General features: G+C 33.8%; 18 protein-coding genes and 1 pseudogene. 16 read left to right on the forward strand and 3 right to left on the reverse strand.

From position 1 onward, the window contains the following. Positions 1-11 precede the first annotated feature (11 nt). The 5 genes from pepV (at position 12) to ACSULM_RS00180 (ending at position 5,209) form a co-directional block, all read left to right on the forward strand. A complete protein-coding gene (gene pepV / locus ACSULM_RS00160; protein ID WP_436859760.1) occupies positions 12-1,421 on the forward strand; it encodes a dipeptidase PepV in 1,410 nt (469 codons plus the stop codon). Positions 1,422-1,423: 2 nt separating this feature from the next. Next, positions 1,424-2,269, forward strand: a complete 846-nt coding sequence (dat, locus tag ACSULM_RS00165; RefSeq protein ID WP_436859761.1) for a D-amino-acid transaminase — start codon at positions 1,424-1,426, stop codon at positions 2,267-2,269. Between the two features lie 461 nt (positions 2,270-2,730). Then, complete coding sequence (locus ACSULM_RS00170; RefSeq protein ID WP_436854145.1) at positions 2,731-3,522, forward strand: phosphotransferase family protein; 792 nt, start codon at positions 2,731-2,733, stop codon at positions 3,520-3,522. Positions 3,523-3,534: 12 nt separating this feature from the next. Further along, positions 3,535-4,170, forward strand: a complete 636-nt coding sequence (gene trmB, locus ACSULM_RS00175) for a tRNA (guanosine(46)-N7)-methyltransferase TrmB (RefSeq protein ID WP_436859762.1) — start codon at positions 3,535-3,537, stop codon at positions 4,168-4,170. Positions 4,171-4,381: 211 nt separating this feature from the next. Next, entirely contained in the window at positions 4,382-5,209 is an 828-nt protein-coding gene (locus ACSULM_RS00180) for a YtnP family quorum-quenching lactonase (RefSeq protein WP_436859763.1), read from the forward strand. Between the two features lie 269 nt (positions 5,210-5,478). Here ACSULM_RS00180 and ACSULM_RS00185 read toward each other — a convergent pair whose 3' ends face one another. Next, entirely contained in the window at positions 5,479-5,796 is a 318-nt protein-coding gene (locus ACSULM_RS00185) for a hypothetical protein (protein ID WP_436859764.1), read from the reverse strand. Positions 5,797-5,878: 82 nt separating this feature from the next. On the opposite strand from ACSULM_RS00185, the gene ACSULM_RS00190 reads away from it, so the two are divergent. The 10 genes from ACSULM_RS00190 to ccpA all read left to right on the forward strand — a co-directional run bounded on the left by ACSULM_RS00190 (position 5,879) and on the right by ccpA (position 18,742). Next, on the forward strand, positions 5,879-6,955 hold the full coding sequence (locus ACSULM_RS00190; protein WP_436859998.1) for a M42 family metallopeptidase: 1,077 nt from the start codon (positions 5,879-5,881) through the stop codon (positions 6,953-6,955). 19 nt (positions 6,956-6,974) lie between these two features. After that, positions 6,975-7,283, forward strand: a complete 309-nt coding sequence (locus ACSULM_RS00195; protein ID WP_436859765.1) for a thioredoxin family protein — start codon at positions 6,975-6,977, stop codon at positions 7,281-7,283. A 117-nt stretch (positions 7,284-7,400) separates the two neighbouring features. Next, complete coding sequence (locus tag ACSULM_RS00200; protein ID WP_436854140.1) at positions 7,401-8,264, forward strand: DUF1444 domain-containing protein; 864 nt, start codon at positions 7,401-7,403, stop codon at positions 8,262-8,264. A 13-nt stretch (positions 8,265-8,277) separates the two neighbouring features. Then, positions 8,278-8,877 (forward strand): YtpR family tRNA-binding protein, encoded by a 600-nt coding sequence (ytpR, locus tag ACSULM_RS00205; RefSeq protein ID WP_436859766.1) that lies wholly within the window; start codon positions 8,278-8,280, stop codon positions 8,875-8,877. Positions 8,878-8,894: 17 nt separating this feature from the next. Next, on the forward strand, positions 8,895-12,626 hold the full coding sequence (locus ACSULM_RS00210) for a DNA translocase FtsK (protein WP_436859767.1): 3,732 nt from the start codon (positions 8,895-8,897) through the stop codon (positions 12,624-12,626). 23 nt (positions 12,627-12,649) lie between these two features. Next, entirely contained in the window at positions 12,650-13,963 is a 1,314-nt protein-coding gene (gene murC / locus ACSULM_RS00215) for a UDP-N-acetylmuramate--L-alanine ligase (protein WP_436859768.1), read from the forward strand. A 70-nt stretch (positions 13,964-14,033) separates the two neighbouring features. Then, complete coding sequence (locus ACSULM_RS00220) at positions 14,034-14,528, forward strand: DUF948 domain-containing protein (protein WP_436854135.1); 495 nt, start codon at positions 14,034-14,036, stop codon at positions 14,526-14,528. A 78-nt stretch (positions 14,529-14,606) separates the two neighbouring features. Beyond that, entirely contained in the window at positions 14,607-15,941 is a 1,335-nt protein-coding gene (locus ACSULM_RS00225) for a hypothetical protein (RefSeq protein ID WP_436859769.1), read from the forward strand. Positions 15,942-16,343: 402 nt separating this feature from the next. Further along, positions 16,344-17,435 carry a bifunctional 3-deoxy-7-phosphoheptulonate synthase/chorismate mutase gene (locus ACSULM_RS00230; RefSeq protein WP_436859770.1) on the forward strand — a complete coding sequence of 364 codons (1,092 nt, stop codon included), beginning with the start codon at positions 16,344-16,346 and terminating at the stop codon, positions 17,433-17,435. Positions 17,436-17,752: 317 nt separating this feature from the next. Then, positions 17,753-18,742: a catabolite control protein A gene (ccpA, locus tag ACSULM_RS00235; RefSeq protein ID WP_069995080.1), complete on the forward strand. Its 990-nt coding sequence runs from the start codon at positions 17,753-17,755 to the stop codon at positions 18,740-18,742. A gap of 183 nt (positions 18,743-18,925) precedes the next feature. On the opposite strand, the gene ACSULM_RS00240 is transcribed toward ccpA, so the two are convergent. Further along, positions 18,926-20,089, reverse strand: a complete 1,164-nt coding sequence (locus ACSULM_RS00240; RefSeq protein ID WP_436859771.1) for an acetoin utilization protein AcuC — start codon at positions 20,087-20,089, stop codon at positions 18,926-18,928. Positions 20,090-20,102: 13 nt separating this feature from the next. Next, a complete protein-coding gene (locus ACSULM_RS00245) occupies positions 20,103-20,735 on the reverse strand; it encodes an N-acetyltransferase (RefSeq protein WP_436859772.1) in 633 nt (210 codons plus the stop codon). A gap of 176 nt (positions 20,736-20,911) precedes the next feature. Between ACSULM_RS00245 and acsA the strand changes: the two are divergent. After that, positions 20,912-22,621 (forward strand): annotated as a pseudogene (acsA, locus tag ACSULM_RS00250) (acetate--CoA ligase). Positions 22,622-22,729: the final 108 nt, after the last annotated feature.

Below are 22,729 nucleotides of genomic sequence, written 5' to 3' on the forward strand. Positions count from 1 at the left end.
GTTGATTACAAATGTGGAGAGAAAAAGTATCAGCATATGAAGATGCTATATTAGAAGACTTAAAGGGATTACTTTCAATCGAAAGTGTTAGAGAAGATGATAAAGCTACGAAAGAATACCCGGTCGGTCCAGGTCCAAGAAAAGCTTTAGACTATATGTATGAAATTGCAGAAAGAGACGGTTTTGGCACGCATGATGTAGATCATATTGCAGGCCGTATTGAGGCTGGTAATGGCGAAGATGTATTCGGTATCCTTTGCCATGTAGATGTTGTACCGGCTGGAGATGGATGGGACTCAGATCCATTTATACCAGTAGTAACTGAAGACAAAGTAATTGCACGTGGTACTTTAGATGACAAAGGTCCAACAATTGCAGCCTACTATGCTGTGAAAATTTTAAACGATATGAATGTTGATTGTAAAAAACGTATACATATTATTATTGGAACTGATGAAGAATCTGATTGGAAGTGTACAGATCGTTATTTTGAAACAGAAGAAATGCCGCAATTAGGTTTTGCACCAGATGCAGAATTTCCAGCGATTCATGGTGAAAAAGGCATTAGTACTTTTGATGTGATTCAAGATGTGAAAGCTGAAGATCAAGACGAGCCTGAATACCAATTACGAGCGTTTACGTCAGGCCAAAGATATAACATGGTTCCTGATGAAGCAGTTGCGAAATTAGCTGTTAAAGAAAATATGACAGATGTTATTCAAAACTTTGAACAATATTTAAGCGAACATGAAGTTGAAGGAGAGAGCGTTGTTGACAGTGGAATACTCGTGTTAACTGTGTACGGAAAAGCAGTACATGGTATGGATCCGTCAATTGGTGTGAACGCTGGCCTATACTTATTAAACTTCTTAGCACAATTAGATTTAGATAAGACAGCTGCTAATTTTGTTTCGTTTAGTGATCGATATCTATTTAATTCTGATTTTGGAGAAAAAATGGGTATGAAGTTCCATACAGATGTGATGGGTGACTTAACAACAAATATTGGAATCATTCAATATGACAGTGAAAAAGGCGGTACATTTGGCATTAATTTAAGATATCCAGAAGGTTTTGAATTTGATGATGCGTTAACAAGATTTAAAGATGAGATACAGGGACTTGGTTTTTCAATTCAATTAGGCAAGAACCAAACGCCACATTATGTCGCGAAAGATGATCCGTTTGTTCAAAACTTAGTTCAAGCATATAGAAATCAAACTGGCGATGATACAGAGCCATATACAATTGGTGGCGGAACATACGCGCGCAACCTTGATAAAGGGGTTGCTTTTGGAGCAATGTTCAGTGATTCTGAGGATTTAATGCATCAAAAAAATGAATATATTACTAAAAAGCAATTATTTAATGCAACAAGTATTTATTTAGAAGCGTTATATAAATTGTGCGTGGAGGAATAATTATGACAAAAGTACTTATAAATGAAACACTTGTAGACGAACAAGATGCTAAAGTTTCTTATAATGACAGAGGTTACGTATTTGGCGATGGTATTTATGAATATATTAGAGTATATGATAGAAGTGTATTTACAGCGCAAGAACATTTTGAAAGACTCTTACGCAGTGCCAAAGAAATTGGTTTGGATTTAAAGCATAGTGTTGAAGGATTTACTGAACTTATCCAAGAACTACTAGCTGCAAACGATGTGATTAATGGTGGTGTATATATCCAAGTGACTCGTGGGACAGCACCACGTGACCATGCATTTCCAACACCTGCAGTAGAAGCTAATATCATGGCGTTTACTAAATCATACGATAGACCATATAAGTCATTAGAAGAAGGTATTAATGCAGTTACAACGGAAGATGTACGTTGGTTGAGATGTGATATTAAGAGTTTAAACTTATTAGGTAATGTATTAGCAAAAGAATATGCAGCTAAATACAATGCACAAGAAGCAATTCAGCATCGTGGTGACATTGTTACCGAAGGATCATCTAGTAATGTTTATGCAATTAAAGATGGTGCGATTTATACACACCCAGTCAATAATTATATCTTAAATGGTATTACACGTATGGTGATTAAAAAGATTGCTGAAGATAAAGGCATTTCATTTATAGAAGAGACATTCAATTTAGATTTCTTAAAAAATGCTGATGAAATTATTGTTTCTAGTACATCAATTGAAGTTATGCCTGTAGTTAAACTGAATGGCGAAAGCGTGGGTAATGGTGAAGTAGGTGCGATTACTAAATCATTACAAGAAGGCTTTAATAGATATATTGACAGACATAGTTAATATTTTCTAAAAATGGATAAAAATTATAGCAAAATTTGGTGCTAAATTATGCTATAATGCATACTGAGCCGTTTAACTAATTTAACCAAAACTGAGAAAGTAAAAAGTGACTTTTTGTTTCTCATTATTGGTTGAAATTAAAACTCAAACATTATAAAATCTTTTATGAGTCTTGAAATTGAACGTAAATAATTTCTTGTAAAAAAGATAGAGAAATATTAAAAATATTGCTCTGTTTGAGGTCATTTTATGGTATGCTATAAAAGTTACTATAAATAGAAAGTCAGTGAATAATATTATATGAATTTTAATTATAAGGGACATTGTGTTAGTCATAATCATAGTGAGGCGACATAAGTTATAATAAAAATTCGAGATTATTTGTTATAAAAATGATTATATATGGCTCTCGAAATTTGTTTTTCTGGAGCCATTTTCTAATTGAAAGTGAGGTGAACGTGTTGGAGCAGTTTTATCAATTGGGATGGACGCTTGACTCAGCAGGCGGTGCATCAGGTGAAGCATATATGGCTGAACAAGATGGACAAAAACTATTCTTAAAGAGAAATTCAAATCCATTTATTGCAGCTTTATCTGCAGAAGGTATTGTACCTAAGCTTGTATGGACGAAACGTATTGAAACCGGTGAAGTCGTTACAGCACAACATTGGAAAAACGGTAGAGAACTTACTTTCAACGAAATGCATGAGCAACGTGTTGCGCAATTATTGAAGAAAATCCATAACTCAAAAACATTATTAAATATGTTGAAACGTATGGAAATGGAGCCGATTACACCAGATATACTTTTAAATAAGATTAATGCTTCTTTATCTAGAGATGTATTAACGCATCATGTCGTTAGAAAGGCATTAACATATTTAGAAGACCATATGCCCGTACTTGACCCCCGATTTTATACTGTAGTTCATGGTGATGTTAATCATAATAACTGGTTACTATCAGATCATGACGAATTATTTTTGGTAGATTGGGAAGGTGCAATGATCGCTGATCCTGCAATTGATTTGGGTATGCTGCTATACAATTACGTTCCTGAACAAAAATGGACTGAATGGTTAAATGTATACGATACCAAGGATTCGATTGACTTACAAAAACGTATGAAATGGTATACGGTCGTACAATCCATTGGTATGGTGCAGTGGTATGAAGAGCAGAAACGTTATAAAGATATGAACTTGTGGTTAAACTTTTTAAATGAAGTGATGACTAACAATGCTTTTATATAAGGAGTCATTAAAATGAGAATGCGTTACAAGCCTTGGGCTGAAGACTATCTAAAAAAAGAACCGAATATAGTCGATATTGATGGTAGTCATGCAGGTCAAATCACTGAGTGGTTTGGTAATGATCGTCCAATTTATATTGAAGTTGGTTCTGGCATGGGACAGTTTATTACAACGCTTGCTGCAAAAAATCCAGATATCAATTTCATATCTATGGAACGTGAAAAGAGTGTCATGATAAAAGTCTTAGATAAAGTTGTGGAACAAGGATTAACTAATATCAAACTTATTTGCAACGATGCTATAGAACTGAATGATTACTTTAAAGATGGTGAAGTTAGTAGAGTTTATTTGAATTTCTCTGATCCTTGGCCGAAAAAAAGACATACCAAACGTCGCCTGACATATAAAACATACTTGGCGTTATATAAGCAAATATTAAAAAATGATGGAGAACTTCATTTTAAAACGGATAACCGTGGATTGTTTGCGTATAGCTTAGAAAGTATGTCTCAGTTCGGTATGTATTTCACAAAAATTAACTTGAACTTACATCAGGAAGATGTTGAAGATAACATTGAAACTGAATATGAGAAGAAATTCTCTGATAAAGGTTCTAGAATTTATCGCATGGAAGCGAAATTTCATTAAATAGAATTTCATAGACAAAATCAGGTTGAGACATTATTGATGTCTTAACCTGTTTTTTTTATACAATTAGACGGGTAAGAAAATATTTTCGATTGATAGAAGCAAAAGATAATTGTTATTAAATTTCACATTATTTTACGTATACTATGCTTTGTATTAGTATAAAATCTAAGCAGAGAATTCTTTGAATATGCATTAGGAGGGTTAAACAATGAAAATAGGTGATTATCATATACATGCTTTAAATGGAGGCATCACAAATATAGATGGTGGTGCAATGTTTGGCGTTGTACCTAAAGTACTGTGGACTAAGAAATATGATGTGAATGATAAAAATCAAATACCATTGCCAACGCATCCGATTTTAGTTCAAGCAAATGAAAAAAATATTCTAATCGATACGGGCATAGGTTCAGGTAAATTGACTGAAAAAGAGCGACGAAATTTTGGTGCGGAATATGAAAGTCACATTGAAGAAGATTTAAAAGCTTTAGATGTGTCACTTGAAGATATAGACTATGTGTTAATGACGCACATGCATTTCGATCATGCATCTGGACTCGTCGATAGTGAGGGTAATGCTATCTTTGCTAATGCAGTACATGTTATCCAACAAGATGAATGGCATGAATTTCAAAGTCCCAATATACGCAGTAAATCCACGTACTGGAAGAAAAATAACGGTGATTTCCAAGATAGACTCTTGTTGTTTGATAAGTCCATGGAAGTTGTACCAGGTATTACTATGATACATACCGGTGGACATAGTTTCGGTCATTGTATTATTACTATTGAAAGCGCCGGTGAAAAGGCAGTTCATATGGGAGATATCTTTCCAACAGTTGCTCATAGAAATCCTTTATGGGTAACAGCTTATGATGATTATCCTATGCAATCTATAAGGGAGAAAGAGCGTTTAATACCAAATTTCATATTTCAGGATTATTGGTTCATATATTATCATGATGTGGATTATTTTGCGGTTAAATTTAATAAAGATGATATGACTGAGATTGAAACTTTTATAGCGAGAAATTAAAAAGGTTAAAGTGATGAACAATACGTAGTGGGAGTGGGACTGAAATTCCATTTTTAATTAAAGATTTCGTAGTCCCACCCCGGCAAGGATGACTAGGATTGAAAAGTTAACCTGAGCTGAAGCTCAGGTATAACACTCACTAACTTAAAAAATAAGCAATGGGATTATACATTTTCTATACAGTCATCTACTGACTAATTGAAAACGAGCCTGAGACATCTATTTATGTCCCAGGCTCACTCATGTTCATAACTTTAACCTTAATTACTTTATTCATATTCACAAATATCTATTATTTCGCCACTGACGGCATCGGCATAAAAAGTATAGTAAATTAGTGTGTCATCATGTCTCGTTGTGATGCCACCTTGAAAGACTATATATTCTGTATCGGATTTCTTATACGCAATTGGTTCTTTCAATATGTATGATCCAACAACGTGCATAAAATACGTTTTGATTTCTGCTGTTATTTTCTCTGGATCTTGATATTGTAGATGATTTTGACGTTTATAAAAATAAATGGATCCGACAAAAGCTGTTAGCGAAATAAATAAGATTAGGAACCAATTCTTTTTATTCAACATAACATAATTTACCCCCAATAAAGTCATATTAATAGTTTACCATAACGAAGATGATATAATAAATATAAAGGAGTGAGCGATGTTGAACATAGATAAGCAAAAGACATTAACAAGAATGAAAACATTAACAGAGCTACACGGCGTAGCAGGTTTTGAAGACAACGTAAAAGCATATTTAAAATCAGAAATGGAACCTTTAGTTGATACATTTGTTTATAATCGAATGGGTGGCTTTTATGGTGTTAAACGCTCTAAAGTTAAAAATCCAAAACGTATTATGGTTGCTGCACATATGGATGAAATTGGATTTATGGTTACACATATTACATCAAACGGTATGATTCAATTTACAAATTTGGGTGGCGTTGCAACAGATATATGGCAAGGTCAACGATTGAAGGTACAATCTAGAAAAGGCGAAGAGATTATTGGAATTGTGGCCAATATACCAAAACACTTTAGAACTGGAAACGAAGGCGCACCGAAAATTGAAGATTTGTTACTAGACATTGGTGCTGAAAGTGCAGAAGAAGTAAGGCAACGTGGTATTGAAATTGGCGATGCAATTGCACCGGATACACCTTTCACTCAATTGTCAGAACATCGTTTTGCTAGTAAAGCATGGGATAACCGATACGGTTGCCTCATAGGCATTGAATTACTAGAATTATTAAAAGATGTTGAACTTGATTTCGATTTGTATGTTGGAGCGAATGTACAAGAAGAAGTTGGTTTAAGAGGTGCACGTGCATCTGCTGAATTAATAGATCCTGATCTTGCTTTTGTAGTAGATTGTTCTCCAGCCAATGATATGAAAGGTAAACAAAATTTATCAGGAGAATTAGGAGAAGGAACATTAATAAGAATTAAAGATGGCACAATGCTGTTAAAAACAACTTTTAGAGACTATTTGTTAGCCATTGCAGATAATCATAAGATAAACTATCAATATTATATTTCACCAGGTGGTACAGATGGTGGAGAAATTCATAAAGCGAATATAGGGATACCAACTGCAGTTATTGGTGTTTGTGCACGGTATATTCATAGTACGAATGCAGTGTTTGATATGAGAGACTATGAAGCAGCTAGAGCTTTATTAAAACATTCAATTACAGAATTGGATAACTCTAAAATAGAAGAACTACAATATCGTTAAAATATAGGAGTGAACAATGATGAAACAATTAGAAAGTGAACAACAATTCGAGGAATTAAAACAACAACAGACAGTTTTTTTATTTACTGCTGACTGGTGCCCAGATTGTAAGGTTATTGAGCCTGAATTACCACAATTAGAAGCAAAGTATACAGAATACACATTTATATCAGTAGATAGAGATAAATTTATGGATATTTGTATAGACCATGGTATTATGGGAATTCCTAGTTTTTTAGTGTTCAAAAATGGTGAACAAATAGGAAGTTATATTGGTAAAGAGCGTAAAACGATAGCGCAAATCGACTCATTTTTAGCAGAATTATAGAAAAATAAATTGAAAATGATTTAATAAAAATTATACCCTTAGAACATACATTTTTTCTGTTACTAAGGGTATATTTATTGTAAACTGTAATAAGGTACGCAAATAGGAGTGTTAATCATGAATGTCTTTCAAATGAGAGATAAATTAAAAGAACGATTGAAACATTTAGATGTTAAATTTAGTTTTAATCGCGAAGACGAAACGCTACGTATATCAAGAGTTGATAATGGTAAAGGCGTTACTGTCAAAATAAATCCAATTGTAGCAAAGTATAAATCTCAAAAAGAAAAAATAGTAGATGAAATTATATATTATGTTGAAGAAGCGATTGAACAAATGAAAGGAGAATCACTTACGCATAGCGACCAAATTCAAGTTATGCCAGTGCTGAGATCTCCTAGTTTTGATAAAAAAGACAAAAATGGCAATGCCTTTGTTATTGATCAACATACAGCTGAAACAAACATATATTATGCTGTGGACTTAGGCAAATCCTATCGTCTGATAGATGAAGCAATGCTTCAAGAAATGAATGTGACTAAACAACAATTGAAAGAAATGGCTTTATTCAATGTAAGAAAATTAGAAAATAAATATACGACGGATGAAGTCAAAGGCAATATTTTTTACTTTGTAAATTCAAATGATGGATACGATGCGAGCAGAATATTGAATACATCATTTTTAAATGAAATTCAAGAACAATGTGAAGGTGAAATGTTAGTTGCTGTGCCACACCAAGATGTCTTAATTATTGCAGATATTCGCAATAAAACAGGTTATGATGTTATGGCACATTTAACTATGGAATTTTTCACAAAAGGATTAGTCCCAATTACTTCATTATCGTTAGGATATGAAAATGGACACTTTGAACCAATATTCATACTAGGGAAAAATAATAAACAAAAAAGAGATCCAAACGTGATTCAACGATTAGAAGCTACACGAAAACAATATGAAAATAAAGATAAGAAATAAGGAGTAATGGAATATGAATTTATTTTATAATCAAGCAGCTGTTGGAGATGTTGCATTTTTACAATTAGAACCTGCGCAAGGTGAGTTTCAATATGAAAGTAAAGGTGACGTCGTAGAGATACAGCTTGGTGGTCAAGTTGTTGGCTATAATATTTTTAATGCCTCATCATATGTATCAATTGACGGAAACGGACATATTAAATTAACGGAAGTACTAGTTGAAGGGTTACAAAAAGCAATTGAAAGTGCCGGATTTACTTTTAAATTGAATGCAGATTTTTCACCAAAATTTGTAGTTGGTTATGTAGAGACCAAAGAAAAACATCCTGACGCCGATAAATTAAGTGTTCTAAGTGTAGATGTAGCAACTGAAAAGTTACAAATTGTTTGTGGTGCGCCCAATGTTGATGCTGGTCAAAAAGTCGTTGTAGCAAAAGTGGGCGCTGTAATGCCGAGTGGAATGGTTATTAAAGATGCAGAGCTTAGAGGCGTCGCTTCAAGTGGCATGATATGTTCTATGAAAGAATTGAATTTGCCAAATGCACCTCAAGAAAAAGGAATCATGGTATTATCTGACGACTATACAGTTGGTCAATCATTTTTTGAAGAATAAAAGGAGGTAATGTACGTATGAGCTGGTTCGACAAGCTATTTGGAGAAGATAACAATTCAGATGAAGATTATCTCAGTAAACGAAGCCAACGACGTCAAAAAGTAGTGCAACATGAAACGCGTGATTCGTTACTTCCTCAAAACAATGATGTTTACGAAAGACCAAAAGGTAAATTTAGATTTCCTATGCGTGTTTTAGAAGAAGCTAATGCGCAAAATGATGTGAATCAAAGTACAACTCATGATCAACAGGATTATCGTCGTGATGAGCAGTCTGGAAGTATTAACACCCAATATAGACGCCATAGACAAATGCGCGATAAATCGGTTAAAAGTAATGGGAATAACCAAGTGAAGGAATTTCAAGAGACGAAGGCACCACATCAGTCACATCTAAAATCAAATACTGAGTCTAAGCAACATAAAGGTAAACGTATGAGAATTCAAACAGATGTATTACGTGCAAATGCAACGTCTAAACATCATGCCAATACACCTAAGCACTACCATCAAAGTGAATTTAAAGCGAGTGAAGTGCCATCTGCAATTTTTGGTACAAAAAAACCGCGACCACTAGAAAATGGTGTTATTAAAACAGCACAAGATGAGCATAATAATCATGATACTTCTGCACATACACAAGAAAATGCTAAAGTGACTACAAACCATTCGGACTATCAAAATCGAGATACGATGAAGGTTCAAAAACAGCAAGATATCGATAATCTCACTGCAGAAAAGCCAAAATCACAAAATCATTCGACAGAAGTAACAACATCTAAAGAAAATACTACAAGTAAAAATGTAAGTGATTTAAATAGTGCGCGCCAAAATAAAAAGGATAATACAATAAAATTAGAAAATATTTACGCTTCTCAAATTGTAGAAGAAATACGTCGTGAACGTGAACGTAAAGTATTGCAAAAACGCCAATTTAAAAAAGCGTTGCAACAAAAGCGTAATGAAAAGCAGGAGAATCAGGAAGATAGTATTCAAAAAGCAATTGATGAAATGTATGCGAAACAAGCACAAAATTACATAGGTGAAAGTTCATTAGATGCTGAAGATAATCATGTTGAAACGCATGAGACATCAACGGATAATACACAATCTGACAAAGATAATTCTGTATCAGAACAATCAATGTCTGAAGAAACAACAATTGGAGAATCTTCACCATTTAATTATGAAGAAATTGACTTAGACTATGTACGTGATAAGCATACAATCGATGAAAATCGAGTTGAAGTTAATAATGAATCTGAAAATAGTAAACAAGATGCTGAAGATGTTACTGCTAATTTAGAATCTGAAAATCTGGATTCTGCCTCATCATCAAATGCTAATATTGACCAAGAACATAGTGAGGATATTGATTCTCCTGATTATCAACACGAACATGAAATGACGAAAGCGTCCGAAGACATGTCACAATCTGGTGCAGATTCTGAAATTGTCGATGCACAATATAGAGAATTGAGTGATCAGAAGTCAGACGCATTTGAAACCCATTCAACTGGCACAACTACTGACAGCAAAGATGATGTGAATGTAGATAACACTGATTCGAGTTCTATAAATACATTTAATAATTCTGAAGACAATAATGTTGTAGAAGACAATAGTGATTTTGACAATACGTCGTATGCAAAAGACAGCGAACTAGATAAAACAAGTATAAATAATACAGCATCGTCTGAATCTAGTAATGAAGCTTCTTTAAATGTGGAAAAAGACATTTCTTATTCGGAAGCCGAACAACCGTTGAATGAAACTAAGACTACAACTAATTCAATGCAATCAGAGCAACCAAGTGTTGGCAATGTTAATAGTAATAAAAAAGCGCAAAGTGACATCAAAAAGGGGAGTAAACCATTTAATGTTTTAATGACTCCTTCTGATAAAAAACGTATGTTAGATGCGCAAAAATCAAAAATTCAAACTTTCAATCATGTTAACCAACCAACAACAGAACCAAGTCATAAAACGCCAACAACAAACTCTGAAAATCATCATTTGCCTGAACAGGATGTACAAAATAATACTTCCGACAAGCAGACGAATGATACGACACAATCAATTAATGTAGAAAAGGTAGCACATGACAAGCATGATGCTCCTTCGCAAATTTCACACGAAGCGCAAACACATGCGTCAATTGTCGAAAACGATGCAGAACAAGTTGCTTCAGAGACGTCATCTACGACACAACAAACAGACCATGTGCAAGCACAAACACAGCAAAATACGCAAGCAAATACGCAAGCGCCTGTGTTAAAGCCAGAAATGTCTGGAAATCAACTTGGTGGAAGTCAAGCACTCAATGAACATCAAAATAGTAAGACCATTAGAAGAGGTCCAAATATTAAATTACCGAGTGTAGAACTTTTAGAAGCTCCAAAACAGCACGAAGTTGACAATGCTTGGATTGAAGATAAAAAACAGGAATTAAACGAAGCTTTTTATTATTTCAATGTTCCAGCAGAAGTACAAAATGTAACAGAAGGACCAAGTGTTACACGTTTTGAATTATCTGTGGAAAAAGGTGTTAAAGTTTCTAGAATTACCGCATTACAAGACGATATTAAAATGGCTCTAGCGGCCAAAGATATTAGAATTGAGGCGCCAATTCCAGGAACGAGCTTAGTAGGTATTGAAGTACCTAATCACAATGCTACAACTGTTAATTTACGTTCGATTATTGAAGAACCAGCATTTAAAAATGCAGAGTCCAAGTTAACAGTAGCTATGGGACTTAGAATTAATAATGAACCACTGCTTATGGATATTTCAAAAACACCACATGCTTTAATTGCTGGTGCAACAGGTTCAGGTAAATCAGTCTGTATCAATAGTATATTAATGTCATTATTGTATAAAAATCACCCAGAAGAATTAAGATTATTACTTATAGACCCTAAAATGGTAGAATTAGCACCTTATAATGATTTACCTCATTTAGTAGCACCTGTTATTACAGATGTTAAAGCTGCTACACAGAGTTTAAAATGGGCTGTAGAAGAAATGGAAAGACGTTATAAAGTTTTTGCCAAATATCATGTGAGAAATATTACTGCGTTTAACAAAAAAGCAGCTTATGAAGATAGAATGCCTAAAATTGTTATAGTTATAGATGAATTAGCTGACTTAATGATGATGGCACCACAAGAGGTTGAACAATCAATTGCGCGTATTGCCCAAAAGGCACGTGCATGTGGTATTCATATGCTCGTCGCTACGCAAAGACCATCAGTAAATGTCATTACTGGATTAATCAAAGCAAATATACCAACTAGAATCGCATTTATGGTATCATCAAGCGTGGATTCACGTACTATTTTAGATAGTGGTGGTGCAGAACGCTTATTAGGTTATGGTGATATGTTGTATCTCGGTAGCGGTATGAATAAGCCTATCCGAGTTCAAGGCACATTTGTCTCAGATGAGGAAATAGATGATGTTGTAGACTTTATTAAACAGCAACGAGAGCCTGAATATTTATTCGAAGAAAAAGAATTATTGAAGAAAACAGAGGCACAACCACAAGATGATTTATTCGATGACGTCTGTCGATTTATGCTCAATGAAGGTCATATTTCAACTTCATTAGTACAACGCCATTTCCAAATTGGATATAATCGTGCAGCTAGAATTGTTGATCAATTAGAACAACTTGGTTATGTTTCAGGTGCAAATGGTTCAAAACCAAGAGATGTATATATAACTGAATCAGATTTAAATGAGAATTAATTTAGAGATAAAGGAGTGTTACAATGACACATTATCATTTTGTCGGTATTAAAGGTGCTGGCATGAGTTCATTAGCACAAATCATGCATGATCTTGGCAATGATGTACAGGGATCAGATATTAATAATTATGTTTTTACAGAAGTAGCTTTAAAGAATAATGGAATTAAAATTTTACCATTTAATGCAGATAATATTGAATCAAATATGGTTGTCGTACAAGGCAATGCATTCCCAGATACACATGAAGAAGTCGTTAGAGCACATGACTTAAAATTAGAAGTCATTCGCTATCATGATTTTCTAGGACACATTATAGATCAATACACATCAGTGGCAGTAACAGGTGCACATGGTAAAACATCAACGACTGGTTTGTTATCACATGTTATGAATGGCGATAAAAAAACATCTTTCTTAATCGGTGATGGAACAGGATTAGGTATCCCTGAAAGTGATTACTTTGCATTCGAAGCATGTGAATATCGCAGACACTTTTTAAGTTATCATCCTGATTATGCAATCATGACAAATGTGGATTTTGATCATCCAGATTATTTCAAAGATGTTGATGACGTATTTAGTGCGTTCCAAGAAATGGCACAAAATGTTAAAAAAGCTATAATTGCTTGGGGAGATGACCCATATTTAACTAATATCAAAGCAGATGTACCTGTGTACTATTATGGTTTTTCTAAAAATGATGATATTTACGCAGACAATTTAGAAATTAGTGAAAAAGGTACGAAGTTTGATGTATATGTGAAAGGTGAGTATTACGATACTTTCTTATCACCTCAATTTGGAGATCATAACATTTTAAATGCGCTTTCTGTTATTACGATTAGTTATTTAGAGGATTTAAATGTTGATAATATTAAAGAAGCATTAGAAACATTTGGTGGCGTTAAACGTAGATTTAATGAAACTAAGGTTGGAAAGCAAGTACTTGTTGATGATTATGCACACCATCCAAGAGAAATTAGTGCTACAATTGAAACAGCGAGAAAGAAATATCCAAATAAAGATGTTATCGCTGTGTTTCAACCTCACACTTTTAGTAGAACACAAGCATTCTTGGATGAATTTGCTGAATGTTTAAGTTTAGCTGATAAGACTTTCTTATGTGAAATTTTTGGTTCTATAAGGGAGAATAGTGGTAACTTAACGATTCAAGATTTAATTCAGAGAATTGATGGTGCGACATTAATTGACGAGGAAAGTGTAAATACACTAGAATCATTAGATGATTCTGTAATATTATTTATGGGTGCAGGAGATATTCAAAAAATCCAACGTGCTTATATGGAAAAAATTGGTGCAACTTCTTCTTTTTAATATGTTTATGTTAAAATGATAGGGGTATTAATAAAAAATAACAACATATGATTTATAGGAGGCGTTTTAAATGGAATGGATTTTACCTATAGCTGGAATTATTGCAGCGATTGCATTTCTAATATTAGTAATTGGTATCGTTGTCGTATTACTTTCAGTTAAGAAAAACTTAGACCACGTAGCAAAAACTCTTGATGGTGTCGAAGGACAAGTTCAAGGTATTACACGTGAATCTACTGATTTATTACACAAAGCGAATCGCTTAACAGAAGATATTCAAGACAAATCAGATCGTTTAAACTCAGTTATTGATGCTGTTAAAGGTATCGGTGACTCAGTACAAACATTAAATGGTTCAGTTGACAGAGTAACAAACTCAATTACGCACAATATTTCTCAAAATGAAGATAAAATCTCTCAAGTAGTTCAATGGTCAAATGTTGCAATGGAAGTTGCTGACAAATGGCAAAATAGAAGAAATCGTAGAGATAGTGCAAATTACAAAGCGAGCAGTGTAGCAAATGATACAAATCATAGCTATACTACACGTGTAGATAACAAATAATTCATATAATAACAACAAATGCACTTAAATGAGGTTTGAAACTTGTTTAAGTGCATTTGTTATAGGGGGCACTGGAAGATGAAGTACTATAATCGTGATAACTATGAAAGAAATTTAGAAAGTTATGAAGTACCAGAGTATTTTACCAAAGGCGCTAGAAATGATTTTGTATATAGTTTTATTGTGGGTGCTGTTATTGGTTCAGCTGTAGGCTTAGTATCATTAAGTAAAGCTAAAAATAAAGATAAATCTGTTCCTAAGAAAGACACTCAGTTTAAATCTAATATTATTAAGCAATCTGAAAAAGAGCAACAAGAAGCGGAACATCAAGTTAATTCTATAAAATCTACAATTTCAGAAGCGCAAGAAAAAGATACAGAAGTTAGTGAAGCTGAATTGGCTGCACAAAAAGTTGCGATTCAACAAGAAACATCTGATAATAATTTAGCGAATATGTCACCAGAGGCACAAGAGCAACAAGAAGCTCAAGCGGTTGAGTCACAAGCTCAAGCAAATGACATTCCAGCACATATTGATTCCAATGCACAACCATCTGAAAGTGAAGTTCGCGCACAACAAAATGCAATTCAAGAAGAAGCAAATATTGATGAGCAAACAGACAAAGATAATACAACATTAAACGCAGCAGCTACAAGTGGTGGTGCGATTGCTGCAACAAGTTTAGCAACAGCTGCAAGTAATAAAAAGAAAGCATTAGAAAACGATTCACAAGTATCTGAAAATACATCTCAACTTTTAAAAGAAACAAATCCATCAACTAATAAAAAGACAAATACGCCGAACTTAGTAACGAAATCAGACGATGAGCAAAGTAATCAATCTGAACATAATCAAGGAGCTAAAGTAGGTGTAGTAACAGCGTCTGGTTTAGCATTAGCAGCTAAAAATAAGAATAAAGCGCTGACTGATGATGTAACGGTTGCTGAAAAGACTGCATTGTTACTTAAACCAGAGACACCAGTACAAGCAAAAAATAAGGAAGTTCCTAATTTGGTAACACCTAAAAAAGTTGATAGTGCTGTTGAATCAACGACAGATAAAGTAGAACAGCCTAAGGATAATAAACAAGATAAAAGTGTTAAGCCAGATGATGCTGAGCAACGTGTGAAACAAACACATCAAAGTGCATCATTTAACGATGGCATTATTACACATGACAACGCAAGTGGAGGATTAACAAGCAATCATAAAGCTAAATCAGCAAGTGATTCAACAACAGAACAGCACGCTGATACAACGAATGACGGCATATTAAATCATGATGCAGTAGATACTTTAAAATCAGCACAACAAGATGAATCTGATCAAAATAATATAACGGAAAATAGACCACAAACGAAAAAAACAGAAAAAGCAAAAAGTAAAATAGATAAACGCACATTTAATGATTAAGTTAAATTGTTGTTAATAAAAGCACCAGGTGATTATGTCGTCTGGTGCTTTCAGACTGTCAACAAAGTCTACGACTTTGTTGGCATTTTTTATGTGTGAAATGTAATTCACTTAGCTATTTTAATATAAAAAGCGCCAATAATAATGACTTAGAATATAAAACAGACATAAAAAGTAGTGATTTTAAAAGAAAGTTGAGCAAATAACAAAGTAGTGTAAAATATAACTAGTAACTGACTGAAAATTCAGTTATTATTAGTGTTATTCACAAAAAAGTGAATTTTTAACATTCTAGACTTGAAGTTATAATTACTTATTGTTAGAATAACGATTAACAAATATTTTATCGCTTTAAAGCAGAATAAAATATTGGTTTTAAAATTTATCATAGAGGTGAATAAAATGACAGACAAATTACAATCATACAGAGATGAAATAGTTGGAATTAATGAAGAAATCTTAGAACTTCTTTCAAAAAGAGGAAAAATCGCACAAAAAATTGGTGAAGAGAAACGTAAAAAAGGTACGTTAGTTTATGATCCACAACGCGAAAAAGAAATGATTAATCAATTATTGGATAAAAATGAAGGTCCATTTAATGATAATGTGATTAAGCAACTATTTAAAGAAATCTTTAAAGCCTCTACTGATTTACAAAAATCTGAAAATGAAAAACATTTATATGTTTCTAGAAAATTAAAGCCAGAAGATACTATTGTACAATTTGACAATGGTGGCATCATTGGTAATGGAAACAAATCATTTGTATTTGGACCATGTTCAGTTGAATCACAAGAACAAGTAGATGCAGTAGCAGCGAATTTACAAGCACGAGGCGAGAAATTTATTCGTGGTGGTGCGTTTAAACCACGTACATCTCCATATGATTTCCAAGGTTTAGGTGTAGAAGGTCTTAAAATTCTTAAAAACACTAAAGATAAATATGGCTTAAATGTTGTAAGTGAAATTGTAAATCCAGCTGATTTTGAAGTAGCTGATGACTACTTAGATGTATTCCAAATCGGTGCGCGTAACATGCAAAACTTTGAATTATTAAAAGAGGCTGGTCGTTCAAATAAACCAGTATTATTAAAACGTGGTTTATCAGCAACGATTGAAGAATTTATCTTTGCAGCTGAATATATTGCATCACAAGGTAATGAAAATATAATCTTATGTGAACGTGGTATCCGTACTTATGAAAAGGCAACTAGAAATACATTAGATATTTCAGCTGTTCCAATTTTAAAACAAGGTACACATTTACCAGTTATGGTAGACGTTACACATAGTACTGGACGTAAAGACATTATGATTCCAACAGCAAAAGCTGGTTTGGCAGTTGGTGCAGATGGTATCATGGCAGAAGTACATCCTGATCCATCAGTAGCATTAAGTGATAGTGGTCAACAAATGGACTTTGATGAATTTGATAAATTCTATAACGAAATTAAGCCACTTGCAGATATGTATAACAACAAGCAACTTAAATAATTTTAAGTGCATTGGTTAATCTTATAAATTTAAAAACCTTATCATCTACGTATATTATTCGACGTGGGGGATAAGGTTTTTTGATTTGAAATATCAATGATTGTTTGAATAAATTACGCGACATATAATTTAAAATAGCTTCATTTTAATTAGGAATAAAACAAAAGGCTATAAGCAATTATTAAGAATATAATTATTGAAATATTTATGATTTTTATAAACAAAATGATTTTACAATACGTGAAAATATGGTAAACTTTGAAAATGTTATGAAAACAGAGTACAATGATAAAGAAATCGCTTTCAAGGAGGAAATTATGACTGTAACAATATATGATGTAGCTCGTGAAGCTAGAGTATCAATGGCAACTGTGTCACGTGTGGTTAACGGTAACCAAAATGTTAAGCCAGAAACACGTGATAAAGTAAATGAAGTAATTAAGAAACTAAATTATCGTCCAAATGCAGTTGCTAGAGGTTTAGCAAGTAAACGTACAACAACTGTCGGTGTTATTATTCCAGATATTTCAAATGTGTATTATTCACAATTGGCACGTGGTCTAGAAGATATCGCGACAATGTATAAATACCACTCAATTATTTCTAATTCTGATAATGATCCTAACAAAGAAAAGGAAATTTTTAACAATCTATTAAGTAAACAAGTAGATGGCATTATTTTCTTAGGTGGAACAATATCTGAAGAAATTAAAGAATTAATTAATAAATCATCAGTACCAGTTGTTGTATCTGGTACAAATGGTAAAGATGAAGGTATCTCATCGGTAAATATTGATTTTGAAACTGCTGCACAAGAAATCACTGAAAAACTTATTCAAGACGGTGCTAAGACATTTGCACTAGTAGGTGGAGATTATTCTAAAAAAGCACAGGAAGACGTATTAGCTGGATTAACAAGTGTATTAAATGCACATAACTTAGAATTAGATGATAAACTTGTCTTTAATGGTAATGAAACTTATAAAGATGGTTTACGTGCATTTAAAACTTTAGAATCAGCTAAACCGGATGCAATATTGTCAATTAGTGATGAACAAGCCATTGGTTTAGTTTATGCAGCACAAGATGCAGGAGTAAAAGTACCGGAAGATGTGCAAATTATAAGTTTTAATAATACTCGATTAGTTGAAATGGTGAGACCACAATTATCAAGTGTTATTCAACCGTTATATGATATCGGCGCGGTTGGTATGAGATTATTGACGAAATATATGAATGAAGAAACGATTGAAGAGCCTAATGTTATTCTGCCACATAGAATTGAATATAGAGGCACAACAAAGTAAACTTAACATACCGTCATTTCTATTTAATGAGCTATCATAAGGTATTCAACTGAGTTGAATCTAAAAACAAAAACCACACCTCCTAAAAAAGAGGTGTGGTTTTTTGCGTAATTTATAAATAAATTTTAAGAATAAAGTATAGGCAATTGATAGCATTAATGTTTCATACATATAATTGCAAAATTAAATTGGTTTGAACCAACTTAAAACTTGTTGCGCATGTTTCATATTTGTATCACTAATCGTTGATCGGCGCGGTATATTTGTATAATCTTGCTTATCATCTTTCCAATATTGTGGTAGTTGGCAAGGGGCATAGGGTTGCCACTTAGATAGCCATGATTCTGGCAATTTACCTGTTGGTGGTGTTTCACCAATTAACGCTAGAAATACGTGCGTCCATGCTCTGGGAACAACTTTCCATATATTATATCCACCGCCACCGAACATGATGACTTTACCATTTGTATATTGATCTGCGAGTGATTGAATAATATACGGTATTTGATATAGAGACTCTAATGTGCAACTCATATGAGTTAATGGGTCTAAATAATGGATATCGACACCATGGACACTTACGATAATGTCTGGTTGAAATGATGCAACGATAGGTTCAATCGTTTGTCGAAATACATCTAAAAACGATTCATCTTCAGTATAAGGTTCTAAGGGAATATTTACAGTGTAGCCAAAGCCTTGCTCGTTACCACGTTCGGTATAGTGCCCGGATCCAGGGAAGAGGAATTTACCAGTTTCATGAATCGAATAAATTAAAGCTTGATCATTTGTGTAAAAACTCCACTGCGTACCATCACCATGATGAGCATCCGTATCTATACACAGGACACGCTGACGATGATGTTTGATTAAATAAGCAATACATATTGCAACATCATTATATATGCAAAACCCATTGGCTTTACCAGGCAGGCTGTGATGTAAGCCACCACCTAAGTGACATCCATTTCTAAGTGTGCCGTCCATGATTTGATCTGCTAAATTTAAAGCACCTCCAACAATTCTCGCACTGTGCTTATGCATCATTCTAAATTGTTGTGTTTCCGTACCATCTAAACCATATTTTTTAGTTTCATGTTCATTTAAAATGCCATGAGATGCACGTCTTATCGCTTGTATATAGTCATATGAATGGATCAGTGCAATTTCATCATCCGTTGCAATTCTAGGTGTTACAATATGGTGTTGCTTCAAACAACCTAAATCTTGTAATAATTCAGTGGTTAACTTTAATCTCATTTGATTGAATGGATGTTCATTGCTAAAACGATATTGCAGTAACGCATTAGCATAGACATATCCTGTTGCATGTTGCGTATTACTCATAAATTTCTCCCCTTTAAAAGAAAAAGCGATTCATAAATCGAATGTCATCAAATGCTTGTAACTGATCAATACTAATACGTGAGCCAATCCTAGCCATTAAGCAATTAGCCGGATGACTTGTAATTTCTGGATCATCTGTTGCAAAAATTTCTAAGCCCCCATACCCCATTAATTTTTGCATTAATTTCTTATATTCATAGACATCTAGGCCTGAATTTTTCAAATCCCAATGCCAATAGTATTCTGTTGTTAATACGATATAATCTTCATATTCATCCGCAGCTAAGCTTACTTTAATCAGTTCGCTACCTAGATGTAGATGGCGATACGCCAAGCTGATTTCTATAGCACCTAATTCGATAAGATAATCTAAATTACCAGTAGACCAACGCTCTAAAGGGTCTGGATAATGATAGGTCACATATCCGATTATATGTTGACGTTGTCGTAATATAAAAATACGACCTTCATCTAATTCACTAATTTCTTTTACTGCTTCAAATTGCTCAGCAGGTTGTCGAAAAGCAGATAAGCCATCATCAAAGGTCATCATATCGAGTTGTTTGTATGAGACTGGGCCTTCAATTACAAATTGACTATCATTAATTTGATATGTTCGAGACTGATACGTTTTGATATGTTTCATGATTTCACCCCAATACCGCATATGTCGTTGTAGCAATCTTAATAGTTTCATTATAAGTTATTGAAGAATAAAATAACACAAAAATGAATACGCTTACACTTATTATTTTGAAAATTTAGATAATATTCGTTATAATACTTTTTAAGTAAGCGATTTCATTCAGAGGGGGATTTAAAATGAAAGTAGAAGTTTACAAAGGGTAAAATGGAGATTTCAATCTTCAAGACTACGAGAAGACATATCAAAATTTTGATTGGAACGAGGTTGAAAAAGTATTTTCATGGCATGAATCTGGTAATGTTAATATGGCGCATGAATGTATTGATCGCCATGTAGATGAGGGCAAAGGTGATAAAATTGCTCTGCATTATAAAGATGATAATCGCCAAGAACAATATACATTTAAGGAAATGCAAGCTAATACAAATAAAGCTGCAAATGTCCTTAAAGATAAAGCACATGTAGCAAAAGGTGATCGTGTATTCATATTTATGCCTAGAACGCCTGAGTTATACTTTGCATTATTTGGCACTTTAAAGATTGGCGCTATAGTTGGTCCGTTATTTGAAGCTTTTATGGAAAAAGCGGTTGCCGATCGTTTGGAAAATAGTGAAGCTAAAGTAATCATTACCACAAATGCGCTATTGCCAAGAATTCCTAAAGACAAACTTCCACATTTAGAAACAATCGTAGTAGTAGATGACGATGTTGATGCTGAATATGTGGATTTTAATACTGAATTTAACAAAGCTAAAGATACGTTTGAAACAGAATGGTTATCACTAGATGATGGTTTGATTTTACATTATACTTCAGGCTCTACAGGGCAACCAAAAGGTGTATTACATGCGCAAAGAGCGATGCTACTACATTACGTTTCTGGTAAGTATGTGTTAGATTTTCAAGAAGACGATGTCTATTGGTGTACTGCAGATCCAGGTTGGGTTACAGGAACATCATATGGCATATTTAGCCCTTGGTTGAATGGTGTGACGAATTGTATTGCAGGTGGACGTTTCTCACCAGAAGCTTGGTATGGCATGATAGAAACGTTTAAAGTAACAATTTGGTATACAGCGCCGACCGCATTGAGAATGTTAATGAGTGCGGGTGATGATATTGTTGAAAAGTATGATCTCTCATCGCTAAAAACAATCTTATCTGTAGGAGAACCGTTAAATCCTGAAGTTATCAAATGGGCGAAGGATGTTTATGGTAAACGTGTATTGGATACATGGTGGATGACTGAAACGGGCGGACATATGATTGTAAATTATCCATCAATGGATGTGAAGCTAGGATCTATGGGTAAACCATTACCAGGTGTAGAAGCAGCGATTATTGATGACCAAGGTAATGAATTGCCACCGAATCGCATGGGTAATTTAGCAATCAAAAAGGGTTGGCCATCAATGATGGTATCAATTTGGAAGAATCCTGAAAAATATGAATCCTACTTTATAGGCGATTGGTATGTATCTGGTGATTCGGCTTATAAAGATGAAGACGGCTATTACTGGTTCCAAGGTCGAGTAGATGATGTAATCATGACTGCAGGTGAACGTGTTGGTCCATTCGAAGTAGAATCCAAATTAGTAGAACATGAAGCTGTTGCCGAAGCAGGTGTGATAGGTAAGCCAGATCCTGTTAGAGGAGAAATTATTAAAGCATTTGTAGCTTTGCGTGATGGTTATCATGAATCAGATGACTTGAAAGAAGAAATACGCAAATTTGTAAAAGATGGTTTAGCTGCACATGCAGCACCTAGAGAAATTGAATTTAAAGAAAAGCTGCCTAAGACACGCTCAGGTAAAATAATGCGCCGTGTGCTTAAAGCTTGGGAACTTGATTTACCAGAAGGCGATTTAAGTACGATGGAAGATTAATTTGAAATGTTTTTAACTACTATAGTAAGTTGTAATGTTCACGTAATTAAATACTAAAAGTAATTTAACCAGCTATATTCATTGAGTTTAAATGGATATAGCTGGTTA

The organism is Staphylococcus caeli, from assembly GCF_051413795.1.
Classification (GTDB): domain Bacteria; phylum Bacillota; class Bacilli; order Staphylococcales; family Staphylococcaceae; genus Staphylococcus; species Staphylococcus caeli_A.

What these genes read in the sequence shown, in the direction of transcription:
- pepV (WP_436859760.1), top strand. Translation starts at nt 12, where the DNA reads ATGTGGAGAGAAAAAGTATCAGCATATGAAGATGCTATATTAGAAGAC.
- dat (WP_436859761.1), top strand. Translation starts at nt 1,424, where the DNA reads ATGACAAAAGTACTTATAAATGAAACACTTGTAGACGAACAAGATGCT.
- trmB (WP_436859762.1), top strand. Translation starts at nt 3,535, where the DNA reads ATGAGAATGCGTTACAAGCCTTGGGCTGAAGACTATCTAAAAAAAGAA.
- ACSULM_RS00180 (WP_436859763.1), top strand. Translation starts at nt 4,382, where the DNA reads ATGAAAATAGGTGATTATCATATACATGCTTTAAATGGAGGCATCACA.
- ACSULM_RS00185 (WP_436859764.1), bottom strand. Translation starts at nt 5,796, where the DNA reads ATGTTGAATAAAAAGAATTGGTTCCTAATCTTATTTATTTCGCTAACA.
- ACSULM_RS00195 (WP_436859765.1), top strand. Translation starts at nt 6,975, where the DNA reads ATGAAACAATTAGAAAGTGAACAACAATTCGAGGAATTAAAACAACAA.
- ACSULM_RS00200 (WP_436854140.1), top strand. Translation starts at nt 7,401, where the DNA reads ATGAATGTCTTTCAAATGAGAGATAAATTAAAAGAACGATTGAAACAT.
- ytpR (WP_436859766.1), top strand. Translation starts at nt 8,278, where the DNA reads ATGAATTTATTTTATAATCAAGCAGCTGTTGGAGATGTTGCATTTTTA.
- ACSULM_RS00210 (WP_436859767.1), top strand. Translation starts at nt 8,895, where the DNA reads ATGAGCTGGTTCGACAAGCTATTTGGAGAAGATAACAATTCAGATGAA.
- murC (WP_436859768.1), top strand. Translation starts at nt 12,650, where the DNA reads ATGACACATTATCATTTTGTCGGTATTAAAGGTGCTGGCATGAGTTCA.
- ACSULM_RS00220 (WP_436854135.1), top strand. Translation starts at nt 14,034, where the DNA reads ATGGAATGGATTTTACCTATAGCTGGAATTATTGCAGCGATTGCATTT.
- ACSULM_RS00225 (WP_436859769.1), top strand. Translation starts at nt 14,607, where the DNA reads ATGAAGTACTATAATCGTGATAACTATGAAAGAAATTTAGAAAGTTAT.
- ACSULM_RS00230 (WP_436859770.1), top strand. Translation starts at nt 16,344, where the DNA reads ATGACAGACAAATTACAATCATACAGAGATGAAATAGTTGGAATTAAT.
- ccpA (WP_069995080.1), top strand. Translation starts at nt 17,753, where the DNA reads ATGACTGTAACAATATATGATGTAGCTCGTGAAGCTAGAGTATCAATG.
- ACSULM_RS00240 (WP_436859771.1), bottom strand. Translation starts at nt 20,089, where the DNA reads ATGAGTAATACGCAACATGCAACAGGATATGTCTATGCTAATGCGTTA.
- ACSULM_RS00245 (WP_436859772.1), bottom strand. Translation starts at nt 20,735, where the DNA reads ATGAAACATATCAAAACGTATCAGTCTCGAACATATCAAATTAATGAT.